The 20686-nt window shown below is 67.5% G+C and carries 13 protein-coding genes; 4 read left to right on the forward strand and 9 right to left on the reverse strand.

Going from position 1 to position 20686, the window contains the following annotated elements; genetic code table 11:
* Positions 1-75 precede the first annotated feature (75 nt).
* Positions 76-273: a hypothetical protein gene (locus tag AB0H50_RS10865; RefSeq protein ID WP_357449616.1), complete on the reverse strand. Its 198-nt coding sequence runs from the start codon at positions 271-273 to the stop codon at positions 76-78.
* 171 nt (positions 274-444) lie between these two features.
* Here AB0H50_RS10865 and AB0H50_RS10870 point away from each other — a divergent pair, with 171 nt between their 5' ends.
* Positions 445-2610 carry an acyltransferase family protein gene (locus tag AB0H50_RS10870; RefSeq protein WP_357449619.1) on the forward strand — a complete coding sequence of 722 codons (2166 nt, stop codon included), beginning with the start codon at positions 445-447 and terminating at the stop codon, positions 2608-2610.
* Between the two features lie 69 nt (positions 2611-2679).
* Here AB0H50_RS10870 and AB0H50_RS10875 read toward each other — a convergent pair whose 3' ends face one another.
* From AB0H50_RS10875 to AB0H50_RS10890, 4 genes are all read right to left on the reverse strand, one after another.
* Entirely contained in the window at positions 2680-4392 is a 1713-nt protein-coding gene (locus AB0H50_RS10875) for an ABC transporter ATP-binding protein (protein WP_357449622.1), read from the reverse strand.
* A complete protein-coding gene (locus AB0H50_RS10880) occupies positions 4389-6197 on the reverse strand; it encodes an ABC transporter ATP-binding protein (protein WP_357449625.1) in 1809 nt (602 codons plus the stop codon). Before AB0H50_RS10880 ends, AB0H50_RS10875 begins: the two co-directional genes overlap by 4 nt.
* Positions 6194-7213 (reverse strand): alpha/beta hydrolase, encoded by a 1020-nt coding sequence (locus tag AB0H50_RS10885; protein WP_357449628.1) that lies wholly within the window; start codon positions 7211-7213, stop codon positions 6194-6196. Before AB0H50_RS10885 ends, AB0H50_RS10880 begins: the two co-directional genes overlap by 4 nt.
* A gap of 85 nt (positions 7214-7298) precedes the next feature.
* Positions 7299-8378, reverse strand: coding sequence for an AraC family transcriptional regulator ligand-binding domain-containing protein (locus AB0H50_RS10890; protein WP_357449630.1), 1080 nt, complete (start codon positions 8376-8378; stop codon positions 7299-7301).
* A gap of 135 nt (positions 8379-8513) precedes the next feature.
* On the opposite strand from AB0H50_RS10890, the gene AB0H50_RS10895 reads away from it, so the two are divergent.
* Entirely contained in the window at positions 8514-9518 is a 1005-nt protein-coding gene (locus AB0H50_RS10895) for a nitronate monooxygenase family protein (protein WP_357449633.1), read from the forward strand.
* Between the two features lie 27 nt (positions 9519-9545).
* On the opposite strand, the gene AB0H50_RS10900 is transcribed toward AB0H50_RS10895, so the two are convergent.
* The 4 genes from AB0H50_RS10900 to AB0H50_RS10915 form a co-directional block, all read right to left on the reverse strand.
* Complete coding sequence (locus tag AB0H50_RS10900; protein ID WP_357449636.1) at positions 9546-10460, reverse strand: RNA polymerase sigma-70 factor; 915 nt, start codon at positions 10458-10460, stop codon at positions 9546-9548.
* 995 nt (positions 10461-11455) lie between these two features.
* Positions 11456-12565 (reverse strand): hypothetical protein, encoded by a 1110-nt coding sequence (locus AB0H50_RS10905; protein ID WP_357449639.1) that lies wholly within the window; start codon positions 12563-12565, stop codon positions 11456-11458.
* Positions 12565-13122, reverse strand: coding sequence for a sigma-70 family RNA polymerase sigma factor (locus AB0H50_RS10910; RefSeq protein ID WP_357449642.1), 558 nt, complete (start codon positions 13120-13122; stop codon positions 12565-12567). Before AB0H50_RS10910 ends, AB0H50_RS10905 begins: the two co-directional genes overlap by 1 nt.
* Positions 13123-13689: 567 nt before the next feature.
* Complete coding sequence (locus tag AB0H50_RS10915) at positions 13690-16608, reverse strand: TIR domain-containing protein (RefSeq protein WP_357449644.1); 2919 nt, start codon at positions 16606-16608, stop codon at positions 13690-13692.
* Positions 16609-16997: 389 nt separating this feature from the next.
* Here AB0H50_RS10915 and AB0H50_RS10920 point away from each other — a divergent pair, with 389 nt between their 5' ends.
* Both AB0H50_RS10920 and AB0H50_RS10925 read left to right on the forward strand, forming a co-directional pair.
* Positions 16998-17660: a hypothetical protein gene (locus tag AB0H50_RS10920; RefSeq protein ID WP_357449647.1), complete on the forward strand. Its 663-nt coding sequence runs from the start codon at positions 16998-17000 to the stop codon at positions 17658-17660.
* A gap of 224 nt (positions 17661-17884) precedes the next feature.
* On the forward strand, positions 17885-20674 hold the full coding sequence (locus tag AB0H50_RS10925) for a TIR domain-containing protein (RefSeq protein WP_357449650.1): 2790 nt from the start codon (positions 17885-17887) through the stop codon (positions 20672-20674).
* The last annotated feature ends 12 nt before the right edge of the window (positions 20675-20686 follow it).

Raw genomic sequence — 20686 nt, forward strand, 5'->3', positions numbered from 1 at the left:
TAGCGAAATCTACCAAATCGAGCGCGCGCGGAACCGGCATCGGGCCGTAATCGTCGGCCAGGGTCCCCGGGTGGTCTATGCCAGTCGAGTGCGCTCGTCGCCTGCGAAGCGGTTGACGGGTCCCGGGGTGGCGACCGCCCGGAAATAGGTCGCGGAGATGGCGACGGCCGCCGCGGCGTTGCGGCGATCCAGGTCGTACTGCCAGGCAATGATTTCCGGCAGCCGGTTGGCATCACCGACGAGGCAGAGACGCACGGCGCGCCGGTTTCTCATTTGCAGGGACGAGATATTCGGAGCTTCCGATTACCCGCGGTGCCGCTATCCACGCACAGTGAAAATTCCGATCCCGTATTAGATCTGTCCATTGGCTCGGAATATAGGCCGGGAAACCCGTAATCGGTGAGTTGCCGTGACATAGCCAACAAGATCGAGAACAATGCGCCCATGACGGTGGCGGCGACCGGCGGATTGACAGATCGGCAGGACGATCGCGTAGATGGCGCGACACCGCGCGGCGGATTTCGACCCGACATCGAGGGGTTGCGGGCGGTCGCCGTACTGGCAGTTGTGCTTTTTCATGCGAACCTGCCCGGGGTCGGGGGCGGATTCGTTGGTGTCGATGTCTTTTTCGTCATTTCCGGATTTCTCGTCACCGGAATACTTTTCCGCGATGCGGCCGCCACCGGCACTGTCGGGCTGATCCGGTTCTACGGCGCGCGGGCCCGCCGTTTGCTGCCCGCGGCGGGTGTCGTGCTGGTGGCCACCGCGATCGGCGCGGCCGTACTGCTGCCGCCGCTACAGGCTCGCCAGGTCCTCGGCGATGGCATCGCCGCCGCCTTCTACGCCGGGAACTATCGGCTCGTGCTGCGCGGCACCGACTACCTTGCTGTCGACACGCTTCCGTCGCCGTTTCAGCACTTCTGGTCGCTCGGTGTGGAGGAACAGTTCTATCTGTTGTGGCCCGTGCTGATCGCTGGCACGGCCTGGTTCGCGCGGCGGAGCCGGATCGGATCGGCCGCGCGGTTCCCGTACCTGATCGTTCTCGCGGTTGTCGCCGCGCTCTCCTTCGCGATCTCGCTGACGCTGACCCGCACGCTGCCGCCGTTGGCTTACTTCTCGCTGCCGACGCGAGCCCGGGAGCTGGGCGTCGGCGGCATGATCGCGCTGTCGGCCTGCGCCTGGTCCCGGTTGCCGAAATCGGTCGCGGCCCTTGCCGGATGGATCGGGCTGGTCCTCATCGTCGCGGCGTGTTCCCAGCTGAACGGGAAGACACCGTTTCCGGGCACCGCGGCTCTGCTGCCCGTTCTCGGTACCGCCCTGGTGATCGTATCCGGTTGCGTCGAAACACGATTCGGGGTCGGCCGCGGACTGGCGCTGCGTGGCATGCGGGCGATCGGCCGGGTGTCGTACTCCTGGTATCTGTGGCACTGGCCAGTATTGCTGCTGGCGCCGCGCGTGCTCGGGCACCAGCTCGGACCGGGTGGCTCGATGGGCGCGGTCATGATGGCGGGCGGACTCGCCATGCTCACGTTGTGGCTGGTCGAGAATCCGGTCCGCTTCGCCGCCCCGCTGCGAAGGTCGGCGGCACACAGCCTCGCCTGTGGCGGCGCGGTCACGGCGGTCGCCGGTGGTGTGGCACTGACGCTGCTCGTGCTCGTTCCCGCCCCGGTCGGCCGTGGCGCGGCAGCCCAGGCCCTCACGCTCGTCACGCCCGCCGCACCGGCCGTTCCCGGCGCGGACCCGGGCGACGCTGCGGTCCGGCAGCTGATGGCAGACGCCAAGGCCGCAGTCACCGCATCGGCCGAGATCCATGCTGTCCCTTCGAATCTCACCCCCTCGCTCGCCGACGCACCCGGAGACAAGGCAAGCGTGTTCCTCGACGGCTGCGTGCGATCGTGGCGTGACCTTGGACAGGCCGAGTGCGCCTCCGGCCATCCGGACGCAGCCACGACCGTGGCGCTGGTCGGCGATTCCCATGCGGCGATGTGGCATCCGGCGTTCGAGCCGATCGCCGCGGCACGGCACTGGCGGCTGGAAACCATGGCGAAGGTCACCTGTCCGTTGCTCGACCTGCCCATCAGCAGCCCTTATCTGGGCCGGGAGTACACCGAATGCGAGCAGTGGCGCGGCCAGATCCTGACCCGGCTACAAGCCGAACGTCCCCGGCTGATCGTGCTGAGCATGTCCCGGCGCTACGGCGCCGACTTCGGCTTCGTCTCGTACGACCAAGCCTGGGTCGACAGCCTGAACCGCCTGGTCGGCCGGCTGCGAGCGACCGGCGCGGCGGTCCTCGTTCTCGGGTCGATCCCCGATCCGCACACCACCGTGCCCGCGTGTCTGTCCGAACACATCGATGATGCGGCGGCCTGCACGCCTACCCGGGCGGACGCGGTCGACGACGCGGGTATCGCGGCCGAGCAAGCGGCGACCACCGCCGGTGGCGGCCAGTACGCCGATCTGACCTCGCTGTTCTGCACCGCCGCCCGCTGCCCCCTCGTCATCGGCGACAACCTGGTGTACCGCGACGACAATCACCTCACCGTCGGCTACGCCAGAACACTCGGACCGGTCATCGCCGCACTCGCCGACCGTGCGCTCGCCACCGGCTGAGTGCGTTCCGGGCACCCGCACCGGCATCAGAAGCGCCCGGGCACTGCTACTTCGGTGCGACGCGCGCTGTCAGCTCGCTGCGGGCGCCATGGAGACCTCCCAGAAATCGGCATAGCGCCCGCCCTGGCGCAGCAGTTCGTCGTGGGTGCCCTGTTCCACGATCCGGCCGCCGTCGAGGAAGACGATGTGGTCGGCGCGCTGGACCGTGCGCAGCCGGTGCGCCACCATCACCACCGTCCTGCCCGCCATCAGGTGCTCGATGCCCGCGTGGACGGCTGCCTCGCTCACCGGGTCCAGGGCGGAGGTCACCTCGTCCAGCAGCACGATGGGCGCGTTCTTCAGCAGTGCGCGCGCGATCGAGACACGTTGGCGCTCGCCGCCGGACAGCAGTGCGCCGCCTTCGCCGACGTTCGTGGCCCACCCGTCGGGCAGGCGTTCGATCACCTCGTCGAGTCGCGCCGCGGTCGCCGCCGCAAGCAACTCGGCGTCGTCGGCGTCGGGACGGGCGAGACGCACGTTCTCCTCGATCGTGCCGTCGAAGAGATACACGTCCTGAAAGACGATGGCGAACTGTGCCATCAGGACCTCGGTGTCGACGGCCCGCACGTCCACCCCGCCGATGCGCACCGCACCCGCGTCCACGTCGTAGAACCGAGCGAGCAACTGAAGCAGTGTGCTCTTGCCCGAACCCGACGGGCCGACGACGGCGAGCCGCTGTCCCTCGGGCAGCGAAATCGACACGTTGTCGATCACCGTGCGGTCGCCGTGCCGGAAGGTGACCGAGTCGAACGCGAGGTCGTGATGTTCCGGCCGGAGGGGTTCGCGCGGTTCCGGCAGCGGCTCGGTGCGCAAAACCGTGTCGAGCCTGGTCAATTCGGCACGCGCGCTGCGGACTTGGCCACCGATTTCGGCCAGCGACAGCAGCGGATCAGCGCAGCGAGCGGCGAGCACCAGAATCGTCAGAACCTCTGCCGCGCCGATGGTCCCGCCGAGGGTGAGGTAGGCGCCGAGGACCAGCAGCGCGGTGAACATCACCTGCACCACGAGTGTCGAGCCCAGCACGCCGGGCAGCGCCGACAGCGCTTGCTTGCGGGACGCGCGCCCGACTTCCCGCAGCGAGTCGTCGAGTGACCGGAACCGTTCGGCGGTTCGTCCCCCGGCGCGCAACACCGGCTGGGCCTGAAGGTATTCGATGACTCGTCGCGCGGCCTCACGGTCGCGTTCGTGGCGCTCGGCGTCGACCGCGGCCATCGAGCGGCCCGTCCATATCTGGGTCGCCGCGACGATCGGCACGGCGGCCAACGCGGCCAGCCCCAGCTGCCAGTCGAAGGCGAGCATGACGACGAGGATCGCCAGGGGAGTCACCGACGCGGAGACGAGCGGCGCCAGCATGTGCGCGATCACGCTCATCGCCTGCAGCACACCGCGACTGGCCAGGATCGACACGTCTCCAACACGGCCTTCGGTGTACCAGCCGATGGGCAATCGGGCGAGATGATCGCCGAGACGGTGATAGACACCGCGCAACAGCGTGGTCCCGACGCGAAACCCGGACAGGTCGCTGACATAGCGCAGCACCCCGTAGACCGCGACCGCGACGCCGAACGCGATCAGCCAGGGCACCGCATCCTCGGGGGTGTCCCCGAACAGCGCCCGCAGCACGGGAACCAGCAGCGCGTAGGACAAGCCTTCGACGATCGCGGTGGTCGTCATCAGGGCCACGGTGCGACGCACCGGCCGGGCGTACTCGTGTCCGAGCACCCGCAGCAGCATTCGAATCATCGGGGTCCGTCTCCTTCCATCTCGTCGGTGATCGATCGCTGGGATCGCCAGAGCGCGGCGAACTTTCCGTTTCGCGCCAGCAGCTCGGCCGGTCTGCCGCGCTCGACGATCGACCCGTTCTCCAGCACCACGACGGTGTCGGCGTCGGCGACCGTCTCCAGCCGATGCGCGATGACGAGAATCGTCTTGCTGCCGGACAACGTCGAAAGGGCTTGGCGCACCGCCTGTTCGGTCTGCGGATCGGCGAAGGCGGTCGCCTCGTCGAGCACAAGGACGGGCGCGTCGGCGAGCAGTGCGCGGGCGATCGAGATGCGCTGGGCCTCACCGCCCGACAGCCCTGCGTCTTCACCGATCACCGAGTGGTATCCCCGCGGCAGCTCGAGAATTCGATCGTGGATGTTGGCCAGCCGAGCCGCGCGAACCACGTCGTCCAAGTCGGCGTGCGGTACCGCCAGCGCGATATTGTCCGCCACCGACGCGCGCAGCAGGCGGACGTCCTGGAAGACGAAGGAGACCATCCGGTAGAGCCGCCTGCTGCCGACGTCGCGCAGATCGACTCCGCCGAGCAGAACCGAACCGTGGGTCGGGTCGAAGAACCGCGGCAACAACTGAACCAGCGTGGACTTCCCGCTGCCCGACGGCCCGACGATCGCGGTGACAGTGCCCGGCTCGAGCGCCAGGTCGATCCCGCGCAGCACCTCGTGATCGGGGTCGTAGCCGAACCGGACGTCCCGCAGTTCCACGCGGTGACCCTGCGGTGCGACCGGGTGCGCCGGCTCAGGTAGCGACGGCACCGCGAGCACCTCCTGGATCCGGCCGACCGCGCGCCGGGCGGCCTGCAGATCGTCGAAGCCGTGGCCGAGCGCCGCCACCGGAGCGGTCAGGCCCAGCCCGAGCAGCAGGAATGGCAGCAGGTCGGCCGGTGGCATGTCACCGGCCGTGATCAGCGCCGCGCCGCCGATCAGCACCACCAGCAGCACGAACGGCGGCGAGAGTGCCAGCTGCATCCCGGCGGCGATGCCTGCGAGACCGCGCACCATCCGGAGGAAGATGTCGGCGAAATCGTCTGCGGCCGTGCGGAATTTACGATGCGCGCGCCCCGATCCGCCGAACGCCTTGACCACCGCGATCCCCTGCACGAACTCGACGACGGAACTGGCGATCCGTCCCATGGCCGCGTCGAAATCCGCCTGCTCGCGCAGCCGGGTCGGGGTCATCATCAGCGGAACCAGCGCCACGGCCAGCACCACAGGGATCAGCGTGATCAACGTCAGCCGCCAGTCGACGGTGAACAGATAGACCAGCGACACCGCGGGAACCACGAATGCCGCGACGAGCTCGCCGGGGGTGTGAGCGATCAACGGGTGCACGGCGCTGACGTCCTCGCCAACCACCTTCGCCAGCTCACCGGTCCGGCGCCGGGAGAACCAGCCGATCGGCACCCGCCCCAATCGCGCGGCCAACTGCCGCCGGAACGACAGTTGCACGTAGCCGTCGAGAAGATGCCCGATTCCCGAGGACGCCGCGGTGAACAGCAGCCGCACCAGCAGACCGGCCGCACCCACGATCACCACGGTCCACACATGGCCGTGATCGATCGGGTTGGGCGACAACAAGGCTCGGCCCAATTCCACGACAGCCAGCAGCGGAGCCAAACCGGCGACGGCGCCGATGACCTGCAAAATCACCACGGCGGCGAAAGCGCCCAGATAGGGGCGCAGCGGCAAGGCAGTGCGCTGACTCGCCGCAGTGTCGGTATCCGGGGCGGACCGCTCACTCGACTCGACTACATCGGTGATGGTCATCGCCTTCCCGCCTTCTTCGATTTCGGGGCGACCGAAGGTGATTCGTCGAGATGATCCTGGAGGAACGCGGCGATCTCCGTGCGCGCGGCCTTGGCCTGCGGCGCCAGGCCCGGCATGCTGAGGAAGCCGTGCGGCGCACCGGGATGTTCGGTGAGCCGCGCAGGCGTCCCGGACGCGAGCAGCCGTTCGGCGTAGCGACGGCCGTGATCGGCCAGCGGGTCGATGGTCGGCACCACCACGAGCGCCGGGGCCAGCCCGCCGAGATCCTCGGTGAGCAGCGGCGACACCGCACGAGCATCTGATCCCGGCGGCGCCGCCAAGCGCTGAAACAGCCGCAGCTGCGCCATGTTCAGGGTCGGGCTGTCCGCGTGCTGGGTGATCGAGGGATGGTCGAACGCCGTCCCGGTCACGTCCGTCACGGGATTGACCAGCACCTGCGCGCGCAGGTGCAGGCCGGATGCTTTGGCTCGGATCGCGGACAGCGCGGCGATCAACCCGCCGGTACTCTCGCCGACGACCACCGTCCGCGCCGGGTCCACTCCCCATTCCGCGGCGTGCAGCACCACGTGCCGCAGCACTTCCCAGCCGTCGTCGACGGCCGCCGAGAGGGGAGTCCCTTCGGCGAGCAGGCGGTGCTCGACCGAGACGACGACCGCGGGCAGCGACGCGGCGAAATAGCTGTTGGACCAGTCGCATTGGACCGCCGTGCCGACGAACCCGCCGCCGTGCACGTGCAATACCAGCGGCAGGTCACCGCGGTGCTCGGTCGACGGCCGGTACTCCCGGACCCGCACCTCACGGTCGGCCAGTGTCACCTCGCGCCACCGGATCGCGACGCCGTCGGCCGGGCGTCCGGTGATCACCCGCCCGAGACGGGACGACCGCCTGCGGTTCTCCGCGTCGCGGTAGGCGACCAATTCGTCGGCCGTCATCGTCGACCAGTTCGGCGCCTTGCGCACGGCATGCAGCAGCCGGATACCCAGCGGCGGTCGTTCGATGCCGGTGCCGTCGTTCATTTCTCCTCCATGGGGCTGTCGCGCTTGCAGATTCGACTGCCAGCATCGCCAGCGCACCGCGGGGGTGTCTTGGAAAAATGTCACGTCAGATGCGGCGGGTGCGCCGGACCTCACTGGGGGAGAGCTTCCACCAGCGCCGGGCGGCCCGCGAGAACGACGGCTGCTCGACGAAACCGACGATGCCCGCGATGTGGCCGAGCGGCAGGTCGGTGCCGAGCAAGAGCCGGAGCGCGGTTTCGCGACGAGTGTCGTCGAGCAGCTGGCCGAAGGTGACGCCTGCCTGCTCGAGGTGCCGTTGGAGCGAGCGGGGGTGCATCATCAGCAACCGCGCGATCCCGGCCAGCTCGACCGTGCCAGTGCCGAGTGATTCCCTGATCGCGGTTCGGGTGCGGGACACGATGTCCGTCTTGCCGTTCGACGTCTGCTCGGCGAGGAATGCGACGGCGAGCTGACGAATCGTGTCGTTGACGCCCACGAGTTCCAGATTCGGCAGTGCCGCGGGGAGGCGGAGTATGGCGGCCGGTTGCGGCTGCCGAGTTCGGACCGGCGCTCCGAAGTAGTCCGCGTAGTCGCGGGGCGAGACCGGGGACTCGTATGGGAGATGGACGCCTAGCAAACCGTACGGTCCGCCATTGAGGTAGGTGATGACCCGGTGGGTGAAGCCGATCCCCAGATCGACGGCCTGCACCGGACCCGCCGCAGTGGCCGGTCCGTAGTACAGCCCGACCACGCCGCGACGATGCTGAGGATCGTCACCCATGGATACCGTGAGAAATCGGCCGTACGAGGAGAGATATCGCGACAGGCAATCGAGCGCGGCGCCGATGGTCGGCGAGTTCGTCATCGCGACGGCGAGTGTCCCCAGAACGGACACGGATTGACGTCCAGCGACCCGAAGACCGAGGTCGGGGCACCGCAATTGCTCCGCGGCAACCTCCAGTAACGCCGCGGCCACTCTTCCTGGAACCAGGTCGTCGTCCAGGTCGAGGGACTTCGGCGACAGGCCGACCGCGAGCGCCAGCGAATCCGCGTCGCCCCCGAGCTCGGCGACGACGCTCCTGAAGCCGCGCAGACTGGCGGAGCGAATATGACTCACGGCGAGATTGTCGCACTCGGATAAAAAAGCGTCGCGCTCGGATAACTCTTCGCCGATCCCGCCCGGCACACTCCGATGCGTCGGCGCAACCCGCCCAAGTTCCCCGGCCGGGTAGTGCCCGACGACCTGCCGACCGGTTGCCCTGGCTCTCCTGACACGACGCAATCCCGACCACGCACCACTCACCACTCGGAAAGATCGACCATGACTCTGCCTTCCGCTCTTCGCGTTCCGCTCGCGCTCCCCGTCGTCGCGTCGCCGCTGTTCATCGTGTCCGGCCCGGAACTCGTCAGCGCCCAGTGCAAAGCCGGTGTGATCGGCTCGTTCCCCGCGCTCAACGCCCGCCCCGCGTCGGCCCTGCGCGACTGGCTCGCCCAGCTCACCGAGGACCTGGCCGCGCACACCGCCGCGAACCCGCACGCGCCTGCCGCCCCCTTCGCCGTCAACCAGATCGTCCACAAGTCCAACGACCGGCTCGAGTCCGACCTTCAGGCGTGCGTGGACTTCCAGGTCCCGATCGTGATCACCTCGCTCGGCGCACGGCCCGAGGTCAACGACGCTGTTCATTCCTACGGCGGAATCGTGCTGCACGACGTCATCAGTAATGCGTTCGCGCGCAAGGCGATCGAGAAGGGCGCGGACGGACTCATCGCTGTCGCGGCGGGCGCGGGCGGGCACGCGGGAACGATTTCGCCGTTCCCGCTCCTTCGCGAGATCCGCGAGTGGTTCGACGGGCCGCTGCTGCTCTCCGGCGCCCTCTCGCACGGCGCGTCGATCCTGGCGGCGCAGGCCGCCGGCGCCGACCTCGCCTACGTCGGCTCCGCGTTCATAGCGACGCACGAGGCCAATGCGGCCGCCGGGTACAAGCAGATGCTCGTCGACAGCACCGCCGCCGACATTGTCTACTCCAACCTCTTCACCGGCGTCCACGGCAACTATTTGCGTGGCAGCATCGTCGCCGCCGGTCTCGACCCGGACGACCTCCCCGAGTCCGACCCGTCGACGATGAACTTCGGCTCCGGCGGCAACACCGGGGCGAAAGCCTGGCGTGACATCTGGGGCTCCGGACAGGGCGTCGGCACCCTCGACGAGGTCACCTCGGTCGCCGATCTCGTGGCGCGGCTGCGCACCGAGTACGACGCGGCCCTCGCCGCCGGGGTGTGGGATGGCACGTCGATGCGCCACTTCGCCGCCGCGCGGTCCGCGTAGGGCGGACGAATTCGGCGGGTATGCCGGTCAACGGGACAGGGTGGTCTCGCGCAGCACGCGGGACAGTTTTTCGGGATTGCGCATGGCGTACAGCCCGGTGACGAGGCCGTCGTCGATGCGCACCGCCACGACGGTGTCGATCTCGCCGTCGCGCCGAAGTATCAGCGCCGGATAGCCGTTGACCTGTGCCAGTTGCCTCGCGCTCGCCGCGGTCCTGCCCAGCCCGGCGGTCAGCACGCGAGCCACATTGTCCGCTCCCACGATTGGTGCGAGCGCGGCTTGCGCGATGCCGCCACCGTCGCCGAGGAACACGACATCCGGCGCGAGGATGTCGAGCAGGTTCTGTAGATCGCCCGTGTCGATCGCACGCTGGAACGCGTCGAGCGCGTCCCGGGTCTCGGCGGCGGAGACGATGCCGCGCGGTCGGCGTGCCGCGACGTGCGCCCGTGCCCGGTAAGCGATCTGGCGTGCCGCCGCCGGACTCTTGCCGACGGCTTCGGCGATCTCCTCGTACCCCACGTCGAACACTTCACGCAGCACGAACACCGCCCGCTCGGTCGGTGTGAGCGTCTCCAGCACCAGCAGCATCGCCATCGAGACGCTGTCTGCCAGCTCGACGTCCTCGGCCACGTCGGGCGCGGTGAGCAGCGGCTCGGGCAGCCACGGTCCGACATAGGACTCCTTGCGCCTGCCGAGGGTGCGCAGCCGGTCCAGCGCCTGGCGGGTGGTGATCCGCACCAAGTACGCGCGCTGATCCTGGACAGCGTCCAACTCGACCCCTGCCCACCGCAACCAGGTCTCCTGCAAAACGTCTTCCGCGTCGGCGGCCGAGCCGAGCATCTGGTAGGCGACGGTGAACAGCAGGTTGCGATGGGCGACGAACGCCGCGGTCGCCGAGTCCTCGCTGCTGTCGCCCGGCCACTTCTGCGATTTACCGACCATGGGGTGGCTCCTGTTCGCTGTCCTGTGGTTCATCCATCAGACGCCGGGCACTGCTGTTCCGTAACACCGAAATGTCGTGGCGCACGTCACATCTGTCCACTGTTACGCGGCCTCGGGAGCCGACGTCCGGTGTTCGTTCAGGCGAATCCCCGCCCGGCCCAGGAGTATTCGATCCGGGGGTCAGGACGGGTTGGGATTCATAGCTTCGGCCGTCCCGTCGTGCAGGCGAGCGGGGCGACCAGGTGCTCTATCGCCGGACATGTTTCGACCGAGTGAGAGGTCGGCACCGTGCCCAGGCGTTCGATCGCGTCGAGGACATCCGATTCCGCGGGCAGGCGCAGGGTGCCGGGTCTGGGCCGTGATGCCCAACGGCAGCCGAATCCGTTGTCCGACATGGGGAGTAGTACTCGTCGCCCGGCTCGACGTGGGACGACTCCGAGTTCGGTGAACCGTGACATGCTCGACGGCGTCAGTGGTTCGATCAGAAAGGTCCACCGTGTATCTCGCTGATCGCTGATGACCGGCGGGCAGGTATCGGCAAGCAACGCCAGAACGCGAGATCCGAGTTCGGGGGGAAGGTCGAGCGCACCGATTCGCGGCCCACACACAACCATCGCGCGTTCGGCGGTCAGCTCGACCGGAAGGCCGTATCGGTGTCGTAGCAGGTGAGCGATATCGACTGGCGTGTAACAAGATTCGAACATCAGACGTTCACCTGCACAACGTGACCTCCCCATCGGTGGTGCGAATCGCCCGGATCGGGCGACGGTGCAACCTCATCACCGCCGTATTGCTGCGGAGTGGCCGTTCTGTTCCTTTCGCGTTGCCGACACCGCTCGGCGACTCGGATCGCGACGAACCTCACGTAGATCCAGCAACCCGCTCAGTTCGGAATCCAAATCCACTGTCTCGCAACGACTATCTGCCCTGCGATCTGTCAGTCGGTCTGCGCCTCCGGTTTTCTGACCGCCGATAAACGACCAGCGTCATGCCTGCTACACCGAGGCGGGATGGCGCACCCCTTTCTTGACTTGGTAGACGTCGGAACCGATTGGAACAGAGTCGAGTTCGATTTCTGCCTGCCAGTGTGGAGGCCATCGGGTTTGCGACGACCAACGGATTCCATCCAACTCCTCCGTGCCGATCTCCAGGTCGATGAGGTCCGCGCCGGTGAAGTCGTTGAAGGCTCCGCGGACTCGGATCACCTGATTCGCAAGTTCCCTGGTCAGCAGAGATACATGGCTCCAAAGAGCTGTAGTGCGCTCGGCGGCGAATGACGAGGGCATCGGAACCGTTGCCTTGGTGCCGGTATCGACCATGTTGCGGACTTGCCGCGCCAACTTCGCGACGTGGTCGGCGAAGTCGGCGAGATCCTCTAGGTGGGTGAGCATCTTGTTGATGGAGGGGATTTCGTCTGAATGCTGCGCCGGGATCGTCTTGGCAATGGCGTTCTGGCTTTTGGATACTCGCTTGAGCGCCTCGGGTATGACAAGCCACTTGTCGAAATCCAGGATGATCGATTTGCAATCAAGAGTAGGCGAGGTCGCGAGCCGCAGGCCGAGAGGTTCATCGAGGACCTTCTCTTTGAGGTAGCGTGCGGCGTCGCAGGCATCGTTCAATCCGCGGTAGACAAGCGTTCGGATCACCCATCGGATATCAGGGCTGACGGACTGCCAGGATGGGAAGCTTCCTGGTTGCCAAACCCCTACCTCGCTCAGGTCCACTACCTCGCTGAAGTCTGGCTCCTCGTCGCGGTCAAGTCTGCTACCGGGGGCAGTGACCTCCCCTGGGGCGGCCGCTGTGGCCGGGGTTTTCCCCTCACTGAGAGCTCGGCTTTCACCCGCGCCTCGGGCTTTGCTCGCGGCATCGGTTCGGTCATGTCGTGGTTCAGTGGGGGGCGGGGAGAGGATCGCTGCCAGTCCGGCTTCGATGTCGAGTTCTTCGCGGAGCTTGGCTACATAGGCGTTGTGCTGCACCGGTATCAAGATCTCGCGCAGGCCAGCCTCGATATCGAGGGAAGCAGTCACGTCCTCGATCAGCGCCTGGTGCTGTTCAGCGAGCCAACGATCGACAGCGGGGTTCTGGTCTCGGACGAAATCAGTCATCATTCCTCACTCGCATCCAAATTGGTCGCGATGGTCCGACGAGCCTTCATCAGATTGGCCCGGACAGCCTCCGGGCTGATCCGGAGGATGCGAGCGATTCGAATCGGCGTGTACTCGGCAAAGCTCCAAGCCATGACCTGCCGCTGACGAGGGGGCAGTGTCGCCAACGCTCGCAAGAAATCGAGGCGGCGTTCCACGGCGTCGAACTCGAGATGCCCGCTCAGTAGGGCGGTTCGATCCGACACCTCTGCGACCGGGTCTTCCTCCAGTCTGCTGTTCCGCCGCGCGTATTCACGGCCGCCGACAGTGAATACCCAGGTTGTGGGGTGATCGATGGTAGACCACGCCCTCCAGGCTTTCGCCATCGTTTCCTGCGCAATGTCAGCGGCGTCAGCTCGGCGAGCACCATGCTGTTCCAGGAAGGCCACAAGCCGCGGCAGGGTCTCCCGGTAGAAGGCGCTGAAGGCGGCGATCTCCAAGTCGAGCGGGCTGAAGGCGATTCGAGACGTGGCGGCCGGGTGGAGTTGTCCGCTCGGATTGTCGTGGCCATCGGTCACGAGCGCGGCTCCGGCTCGGGACCGATAATCAGACGGGTCCGGCGCCCATCACCGTGTATGTCGTCCACCCGACTGCCACCGGGCAACACGCGGGCGAGCCCGATCAAGTACCGCCGGTGCCCGCGCTGTTGCTCTGCGCAGGCGCGTAGACGTAGCCAGAGCCCACCGAAGACCAGAATGTGGATTCCGAGCGATGTCACCAGCAACGCAGTGGTCGGGCTCATAGCCTGCTTCCTCATTGAGTTTGCCGTTCACATATATAGAGGCTCACGGGCCGGCCGACGTGAACTCCGTGGATCAGAAACTTGTTCGGCATACCGACTGGCCGCAGTATGCGACTGCCTGTTGTCGGGATTCGATCTCGGGCTCGAGTGGTCGGTGCATTCCTGCGGGCAACGCCTCGGCCGCCCGCAGGCCACGACCGCCGAGCAGATCCGCCAGGCCGGCGTCATCCTCACCCGGCCGGTAGACGCCGTCTTGTCAGTGGCCCGGCGCGGGATTCAGTCGAGGGAACGCCGCCTCAACCCTGATGGCAGAGGAGGGCGAACCTATGTTGCGACGTCTCCCTCAATGCGTGGCGTCGTCGGCGGCAATCGGAAGGCCGGGGCAGACTGCTACATAGTCGATGTCCGGGGAAACCCATGCGTCCCACTGGGTTCGGCTCATGTTTTCAGGAACTTTGGCGCACAGTTCGTCCCTCCACGCCGCAGGGGCGGGCCACAGGCGCACGGTGCCCTCGCCCCCATCGGAGATGATGTGGCGACCGTCGGGGCTGAATACCAGGGTTCGTACGGTACCGCGATGCCCCGTCATCGGCTGGCCGATCGCCAGACCTGTCATTGCGTCCCACAGTCGCACGGTGGTGTCGATGGTGTACATCGAACCCGAGCCGGAGACAATGTAGCGGCCGTCAGGGCTGAACGCCACGCTCCACACCGCGTCCTGATGCCCAAGGAGAGGCTGGCCGATCGGCTGTCCGGTGTCAGCCTCCCACAGTCGCAGGGTTTTGTCGTGACTGCCGGAAACGATCCGCTTGCCGTCGGGGCTGAACGCCATGCGATGCACGGAGTTCCAAGTTCCGGGCGGTGCGGACGAACTGATCTGTCGACTCGTGCTGCCATCCCACAATCGCACGCCCTCACCGCTGGTGGCGATCCGCTTTCCGTCCGGGCTGATCGCGATGGCTTGAATCGGACCGGTCGTCATTGGTTGGCCGATCAGTTCGCCGGTGACTGTGTTCCACAGCCGCATGTCAGTGTTGTCGGCTGTGAAGATTCTCCGCCCATCGGGACTGAACGACACGGTTTCCACCGCGTCCTGATGGCCGGTAAGGGGCGGGCCGATCGGTTGGCCGGTGGTCGCGTCCCACAGCCGCACGGTGCCGTCGTCATCTCCAGAGACGATCCGTTTCCCGTCCGGGCTGAAGGCTACGGTCCGCACCGGGCCCTTGTGCCCGGTGATGGGCTCGCTGATCGGCTGACCGGTGCTGACGTCCCACAGGCGCAGGTTGCCTTCCCCGCCGGTGACGATCTGCTGCGCGTCCGGGCGCAACGCGACCGCGTTCACCGCTTCTCCAAGGCCGATGAGGCGCTGCCCGATCTGTTGGCCGGTATTCGTATCCCACACCTGCATGGTGCCGCCGGACCGGGTGGCTATGTACCGGTGATCCGCGCTGAGCGCGGCGATCTCTGCTCGGTCCGAGGGGCTCAGCAGGGGCTTGCCGATCGATGGGTCCGGGTCCGCGTCCCACACCCGTACAGTGCCGTCCGGACCGCCGGAGACAAGGCGTCGCCCATCCGGGCTGAACGCCGCGCTCCACACCGGGCCCTCGTGCCCGGTGAGAGGTTCGCCTATCGGTTGGGTGGTGGTCGCGTCCCACAGCCGCACGGTGCCGTCGTGGTCTCCGGAGATGATCCACTTCCCGTCCGGGCTGAACGCCACGCTCCATACCTCATCGTCATAACCGGTCGTCTTGTCCGGACCGGTCATCGGCTGGCCGACCGGTCGGTGGGTGTCCAAGTCCCATATCTGTATGGTGCCCTCGGTACGTCCGCTGCCGATGACGATCCGGTGTCCGTCGGGGCTGAACGCCATGCATTCCACCGGACCCGGAAACCCGGTGATCGGCTCGCCGATTCGTTCGCCATTGTTCACATCCCACACCTGCACGGTGTCGCCGGAAGCGGAAGCGATCCACTGCCCGTCCGAGCTGTACGCCACACCCCCCCAGCCGCCGATGAGCGGCCGGCCGATCGGTTGGCCGGTGGCCACATCCCACTGCCGCACCGTGGAATCCCAACCGCTGGAAGCGATCCGCTGTCCGTCTGGACTGAACGCCACCGCGTACACCGGGCCCTCATGCCCGATCAGAGGTTGGGCGATCGGCTGGCCGGTGGCCGCCTCCCACAGCCGCACCGTGCCGTCGTCGCCGGCGGATGCGACGCGTCGTGCGTCGGGACTGAACGCCACGGCGTGCACGTCGCCGTCATGTCCGGTCACCGCCTGGCTGATCGGTTGTCCTGTACTCGCATTCCATACCTGCACAGTGTGGCCGTCGCTGGAGGCGATCCGCTGACCATCCGGGCTGAACGTCGCGTTGCGCACCTCGGCGGCGGTCCTGATGACCGTGAATACGTCGCGCCGCGCGATCAGGGCGTCGAGTAGGGTGCCCTCGTCCGGCTTCGAAGCGATCTCCTGCGCGGCCAGGATTTGCTGTAGTGCGCGCACATCGCCGCCGGATCGGGTCCGGGCGAGCATGGACTGGGCCTCGGCGGTCAGTCGTCGAGCCACTGCCTCGTTTCGTTGGTGAAGAGCTGCTTGCCGTTGCACGAGCGCGAGGACCGCAGCGGCGACCGCGCAGATCGTCAGCAGGATCAGGCCGGTGAGGGCGGCGCTCCGCAACCGCCGGAAACGGCGTTGCTCGCGTACGTCCTCACTGGCCAGTTCGTACTTGGGTTTGCCGTGGATCGGGGCGGCGAGGTCGGTGACCTTCTCCCGGAACATCGGCGCCGCGGGATCCCACGGCGCATCGTCGCTGACGTCGACGTAGAACGGCTCCGCGGCGAGGACGCCCGGCTCTGCCAGCGCCGGCAGCGCCACATCGGACCGGTCCGGATCGAACCGCCCGGCAGCTTCGTCCCAGACCAGGTGTCCATTGGCGACGACGAACAGCAGCCGGTCCGGGCCACGCTTCCGCAGCCAGTGGGCGACCTCTTTGTTCACCCAGCCGGAGGTCACGGCGTGCGGGGAGAGCACCACGATCAGGTAGCGAGCCCGGTCCATCGCGTCGATGACCCTGGCCCACAGGTCCGGGCTGGCGGTCAGGTCGGTGGCGTCGCGGAACACCCGCAGTGCGTGCAAACGGCCCACCCGCCTGCCGATCCGGTGCATGGCCTTCTGGATGCCCGCCGCGACCGGTCGATCACGGTGGGTATAGGAGATGAAGGCGTCGTAGTCGAACGACTTCCCGTGTTCCCAAGGCGGCAACCCCGGAGCTTCCGCAGTACGAGCACACATGGTCTTCTCCCGGTTCGTGAGGTGGCATCGAACCGCATGGCGGAATGATCCGAGTCTTCAGCACGGGTGCGCACGGATCGTGAGTAGTGCGCTACCTCAGTAGAGGCATTGCACCGGCTGAAGATTCGGGTGAAGAGGCTGGCGGCAGTTCGCCTTCCAGCAAGACGAACCCGCAGTCCGGAGTCCCGTGAGCGTTGGGGATTGGACACCGCTGAAAGTGGCTGTAACGACCGGGGATCATCCGACGACTTTCGCAGGGGATTTCTTTACCGATCGTTCCGGTTTGCCGGAACCCTTGCACGCCTGGCCTATTCGGGCCGGGCGGCATGTTCAGAGGAGAGGCTGTGCGGATCGTACAGATGTTGAGGAAGAGCCGCCGGTGGCGTGCGGGCACCGGATTGGTGCTGGGCGTGGTTGCACCGGTGCTGATCGTGACCGGGTGCTCGGCGGACGAGCAGGGTTCCGCCGCGCCGGGTGCGAGCACCACGACGGTGAGCTCCGTCAGCTCTTCGAAGACCACGACCCCAGCCAGCAGCACCGCGGTGCCGGGCAGCCCCGGTGTCGGGCCGGCGGGCAGTGGTCAAGGGTCGGGTTCCGGGCAGGCAGGGGCCGGTCAGCCTGTCGCTCCTGGGGGCACCGACAACTGCGGAACCATCGTCATCAGTGGTGTGGGGCCAGAACCTCACCCGGTGGAGGGCGGCACGGACACCTGTGGCGTGACCCTCTGCGGTGACCCGAGCTACCCGCCTCCGGCGCCCGGCGGCACCGACTACTGCGGGCCCGAACCCTGCCCCGTTTACGTCAAGTGCACGGACAAGATCGATTACGCCGGGGATCCCCGCTCCAACAACGAGATCAACAATATCGGCGTGCGAGAAGGCGTCTGTCCGGAGCCGATTCGCCCCACGACCACCAGCGCGGCTCCGCCGACCACGACCACGACCGCGCCACCGCCCACGACCACGGCAACGTCGTCGCCGGAAGCGACCGCGACAACGGCAACGACAACGGCGTCGCAGTAGCCGAACAAGCCGGCCGCACCGCGAGGCGGGTTGGTCACCGAGGTGGCGGTCTCGGGGAGCGGGAGCCGCCGGGGCCGCCGTCATGGAGTGGCGGTAGCCGGGTGCAATCAGGCTGGCACTGCTGCGAAAGCGAGTAGGGGACTACGCGCGACTTCCGAACTCGGGTGCGTCACGCTCGGATAGTCCAGTTCATGCGTCTCGACCTGTGAGCAGGGAGCTGACCCATGTGTGCTCAGGCTCCGGAGGTTCCGGGGCAGGCCCGCGGGAACGGGGAGTCGTTCGATTACGACGCCTTCATCTCTTATGCCCACGATGATCGGCCGGTCGCCGCGGGAATTCAGAAGGGTCTGCACCGCATCGGCAGGCGCATGGGCCACCTGCACGCGCTGCGGGTGTTCCGTGACGCCACCGACCTGACCGCCAGCCCCGACTTGTGGGGCAAGGTGACCGGGGCGATGGACCGCGCCCGCTACCTGATCGTGGTGCTCTCCCCGCACTCGGCCGCCTCGGGCTGGGTCAACAAGGAGGTCGCCCATTGGCTGGCGCGGCGTGGACCGGACCGGCTGTTGTTCGTCGTGGCCAATGGACACCTGACCTGGGACGAGCACACGGGACGATTCGACCCGGACCGTTCCGACGTGGCGCTGCCGGTGCTGACGAAGCCCGGAGTCCTGGCCACCGAACCGTTCTACGTCGACGTCTCCAAGGATGCGCCGTGGGATCACCGCGCGGCGATCTTCCGGGAGAAGATCATCGATCTGGCCGCGCCGATCCACGGCAAACCGAAATACGAACTCGCCAGCGAGGATCTGCGTGAGCAACGCCGCTTCCGGCGATTGCGCCGCGCCGCCATCGCAGGTTTGGTCCTGCTGACCGTCGTGGCGATCGCCGCGGCAGCGGTCGCGATCGTGCAGCAACAAGAGGCAGTACGCCAACGCAACGACGCGGTCGCTCTCGCCCTCACGGCGGCCTCCCGCGATGCCACCGGCAATCCCGCGGTGGCCCTCGCTCTCGCCGCCGAGGGCGGTCTGGCTACTCCGGCCCCGCTCTGGCAGGCCAGCAACGCATTGGCCAACGCCGGCGTCGCCTTCAGCCACCGCACCGCGCAGCAGATTCGTGCCCCGATCACCGGTCACACCGACTCGGTGACGGCCATAGCGTTCAGCCCGGACGGCACTCGGCTGGCCTCTGCTGGCTACGACAAAACGGTGCGGTTGTGGGACGCGGCTACGGGGCGGCAGGTCGGCGAACCGCTCGCCGGCCACAACAACGGGGTGTATTCGCTAGCGTTCTCTCGGGACGGTTCCCGGCTGGCCTCCGCTGGCTACGACAAAACGGTGCGGTTGTGGGATCCGGCCACCGGGCGGCAGGTCGGCGACGCCCTCATCGGCCACACCGACGGCGTGTACTCGGTGGCGTTCAGCCCGGACGGCGGCCAGTTGGCCTCCGCAGGCGCAGATCAAACGGTGCGGTTGTGGGACCTTGCGTCCGGCCGCCCTGTGGGCGAACCGTTCACAGGGCACACCGGCTGGGTGTATTCGGTGGCGTTCAGTCCAGACGGCACTCGACTGGCTTCCGCGGGCGCCGATCAGACCGTGCGGTTGTGGGACCGGGCCACCGGGCGACAGGTCGGCGAACCGCTGACCGGCCACTCCGACGAGGTGTACTCGGTAGCCTTCAGCCCGGACGGTACTCGGCTGGCCTCCGGAAGTTTCGACAAAACGGTGCGGTTGTGGGATCCGACCACCGGGCGGCAGGTGGGCGAACCGCTGACCGGTCACAGCGGTTGGGTGTACTCCGTGGCGTTCGGCAAGGACGGCACTCGACTGGCTTCCGCCGGTTTCGACAAGACGGTGCGGTTGTGGGACCCGGCCAGCGGCAAGCAGATCGGCGCCTCGCTCATCGGTCACACCAGCCCGGTGTACTCGGTGGCGTTCGATTCGGACGGCACCCGGCTGGCCACCGCAGGCGCGGACCAGACCGTCCGTGTATGGGATCTATTGCCCGGCCGGCCCATGAGTGACCTGCTCACCGGTCACACCGGCTGGGCGTTCTCGGCGGCGTTCAGCCAGGACGGCACCCGACTGGCGACCGCAGGCGCCGATCAGACCGTGCGGGTATGGGACCCTGCCACGGGGCGGCAGGTCGGCGACCCGCTCACCGGTCACTCCGACTGGGTGTACTCGGTGGTGTTCAGCCCGGACGGCACTCGATTGGCCACTGCCAGCCGGGACAAAACCGTGCGGTTGTGGAATCCGGCCACCGGACGTCCGGTGGGTGAACCGCTCATCGGTCACACCGACGGGGTGTACTCGGTGGCGTTCAGCCCCAACGGCACTCGATTGGCCACTGCCAGCCGGGACAAGACCGTGCGGTTGTGGAATCCCGCCACGGGGCGGCAGGTCGGCGAACCGCTCACCGGCCACACCGACGGGGTGTACTCGGTGGCGTTCGGTCCGGACGGCACGCGGCTGGCCTCCACCGGCGCCGATCAGACCGTGCGGTTGTGGGACCCGGCCACCGGGCGGCCAGTCGGCGAACCCCTCACCGGCCACACCAACGGGGTGAACGCGGTGGTGTTCGGTCCGGACGGCAGCCGACTGGCCACCGCAGGCCGGGACAGCACCGTGCGGTTGTGGGACCCGGCGACGGGGCGGCAGGTCGGCGACCCGCTCACCGGCCACTACAACGCGGTCTTCTCGGTGGCGTTCAGCCGGGACGGCAGGCAGCTGGCCTCCGGCGGCTTCGACACAACGGTGCGCTTGTGGGATACGACCACCGGGCGGTCGATCGGCGAACCACTCGTCGGCCACACCGGCTGGGTGAATGGGATGGCGTTCAGCCAGGACGGCAGCCGACTGGCCAGCGCCAGCTACGACACAACGGTGCGGGTTTGGCAGCCACTCTGGGATGCGAACGCGGCATGTGAGCTTGCTGCTCCCTACGTGACACGAGCCCAGCTACACGAATACATGCCGTCCAGCTGGGAACCGAAATGTCGATATGCGGAGTAGCTGACCGCTCCG

The sequence above is a fragment of the Nocardia sp. NPDC050793 genome (assembly GCF_040654065.1).
Lineage (GTDB): Bacteria > Actinomycetota > Actinomycetes > Mycobacteriales > Mycobacteriaceae > Nocardia.

Excerpts from the sequence above, each read along its gene's own strand:
- AB0H50_RS10925 (WP_357449650.1), top strand. The coding sequence starts at position 17,885 with ATGTGTGCTCAGGCTCCGGAGGTTCCGGGGCAGGCCCGCGGGAACGGG.
- AB0H50_RS10875 (WP_357449622.1), bottom strand. The coding sequence starts at position 4,392 with ATGATTCGAATGCTGCTGCGGGTGCTCGGACACGAGTACGCCCGGCCG.
- AB0H50_RS10900 (WP_357449636.1), bottom strand. The coding sequence starts at position 10,460 with ATGGTCGGTAAATCGCAGAAGTGGCCGGGCGACAGCAGCGAGGACTCG.
- AB0H50_RS10870 (WP_357449619.1), top strand. The coding sequence starts at position 445 with ATGACGGTGGCGGCGACCGGCGGATTGACAGATCGGCAGGACGATCGC.
- AB0H50_RS10880 (WP_357449625.1), bottom strand. The coding sequence starts at position 6,197 with ATGACCATCACCGATGTAGTCGAGTCGAGTGAGCGGTCCGCCCCGGAT.
- AB0H50_RS10865 (WP_357449616.1), bottom strand. The coding sequence starts at position 273 with ATGAGAAACCGGCGCGCCGTGCGTCTCTGCCTCGTCGGTGATGCCAAC.
- AB0H50_RS10905 (WP_357449639.1), bottom strand. The coding sequence starts at position 12,565 with ATGACTGATTTCGTCCGAGACCAGAACCCCGCTGTCGATCGTTGGCTC.
- AB0H50_RS10895 (WP_357449633.1), top strand. The coding sequence starts at position 8,514 with ATGACTCTGCCTTCCGCTCTTCGCGTTCCGCTCGCGCTCCCCGTCGTC.
- AB0H50_RS10885 (WP_357449628.1), bottom strand. The coding sequence starts at position 7,213 with ATGAACGACGGCACCGGCATCGAACGACCGCCGCTGGGTATCCGGCTG.
- AB0H50_RS10920 (WP_357449647.1), top strand. The coding sequence starts at position 16,998 with ATGTTGAGGAAGAGCCGCCGGTGGCGTGCGGGCACCGGATTGGTGCTG.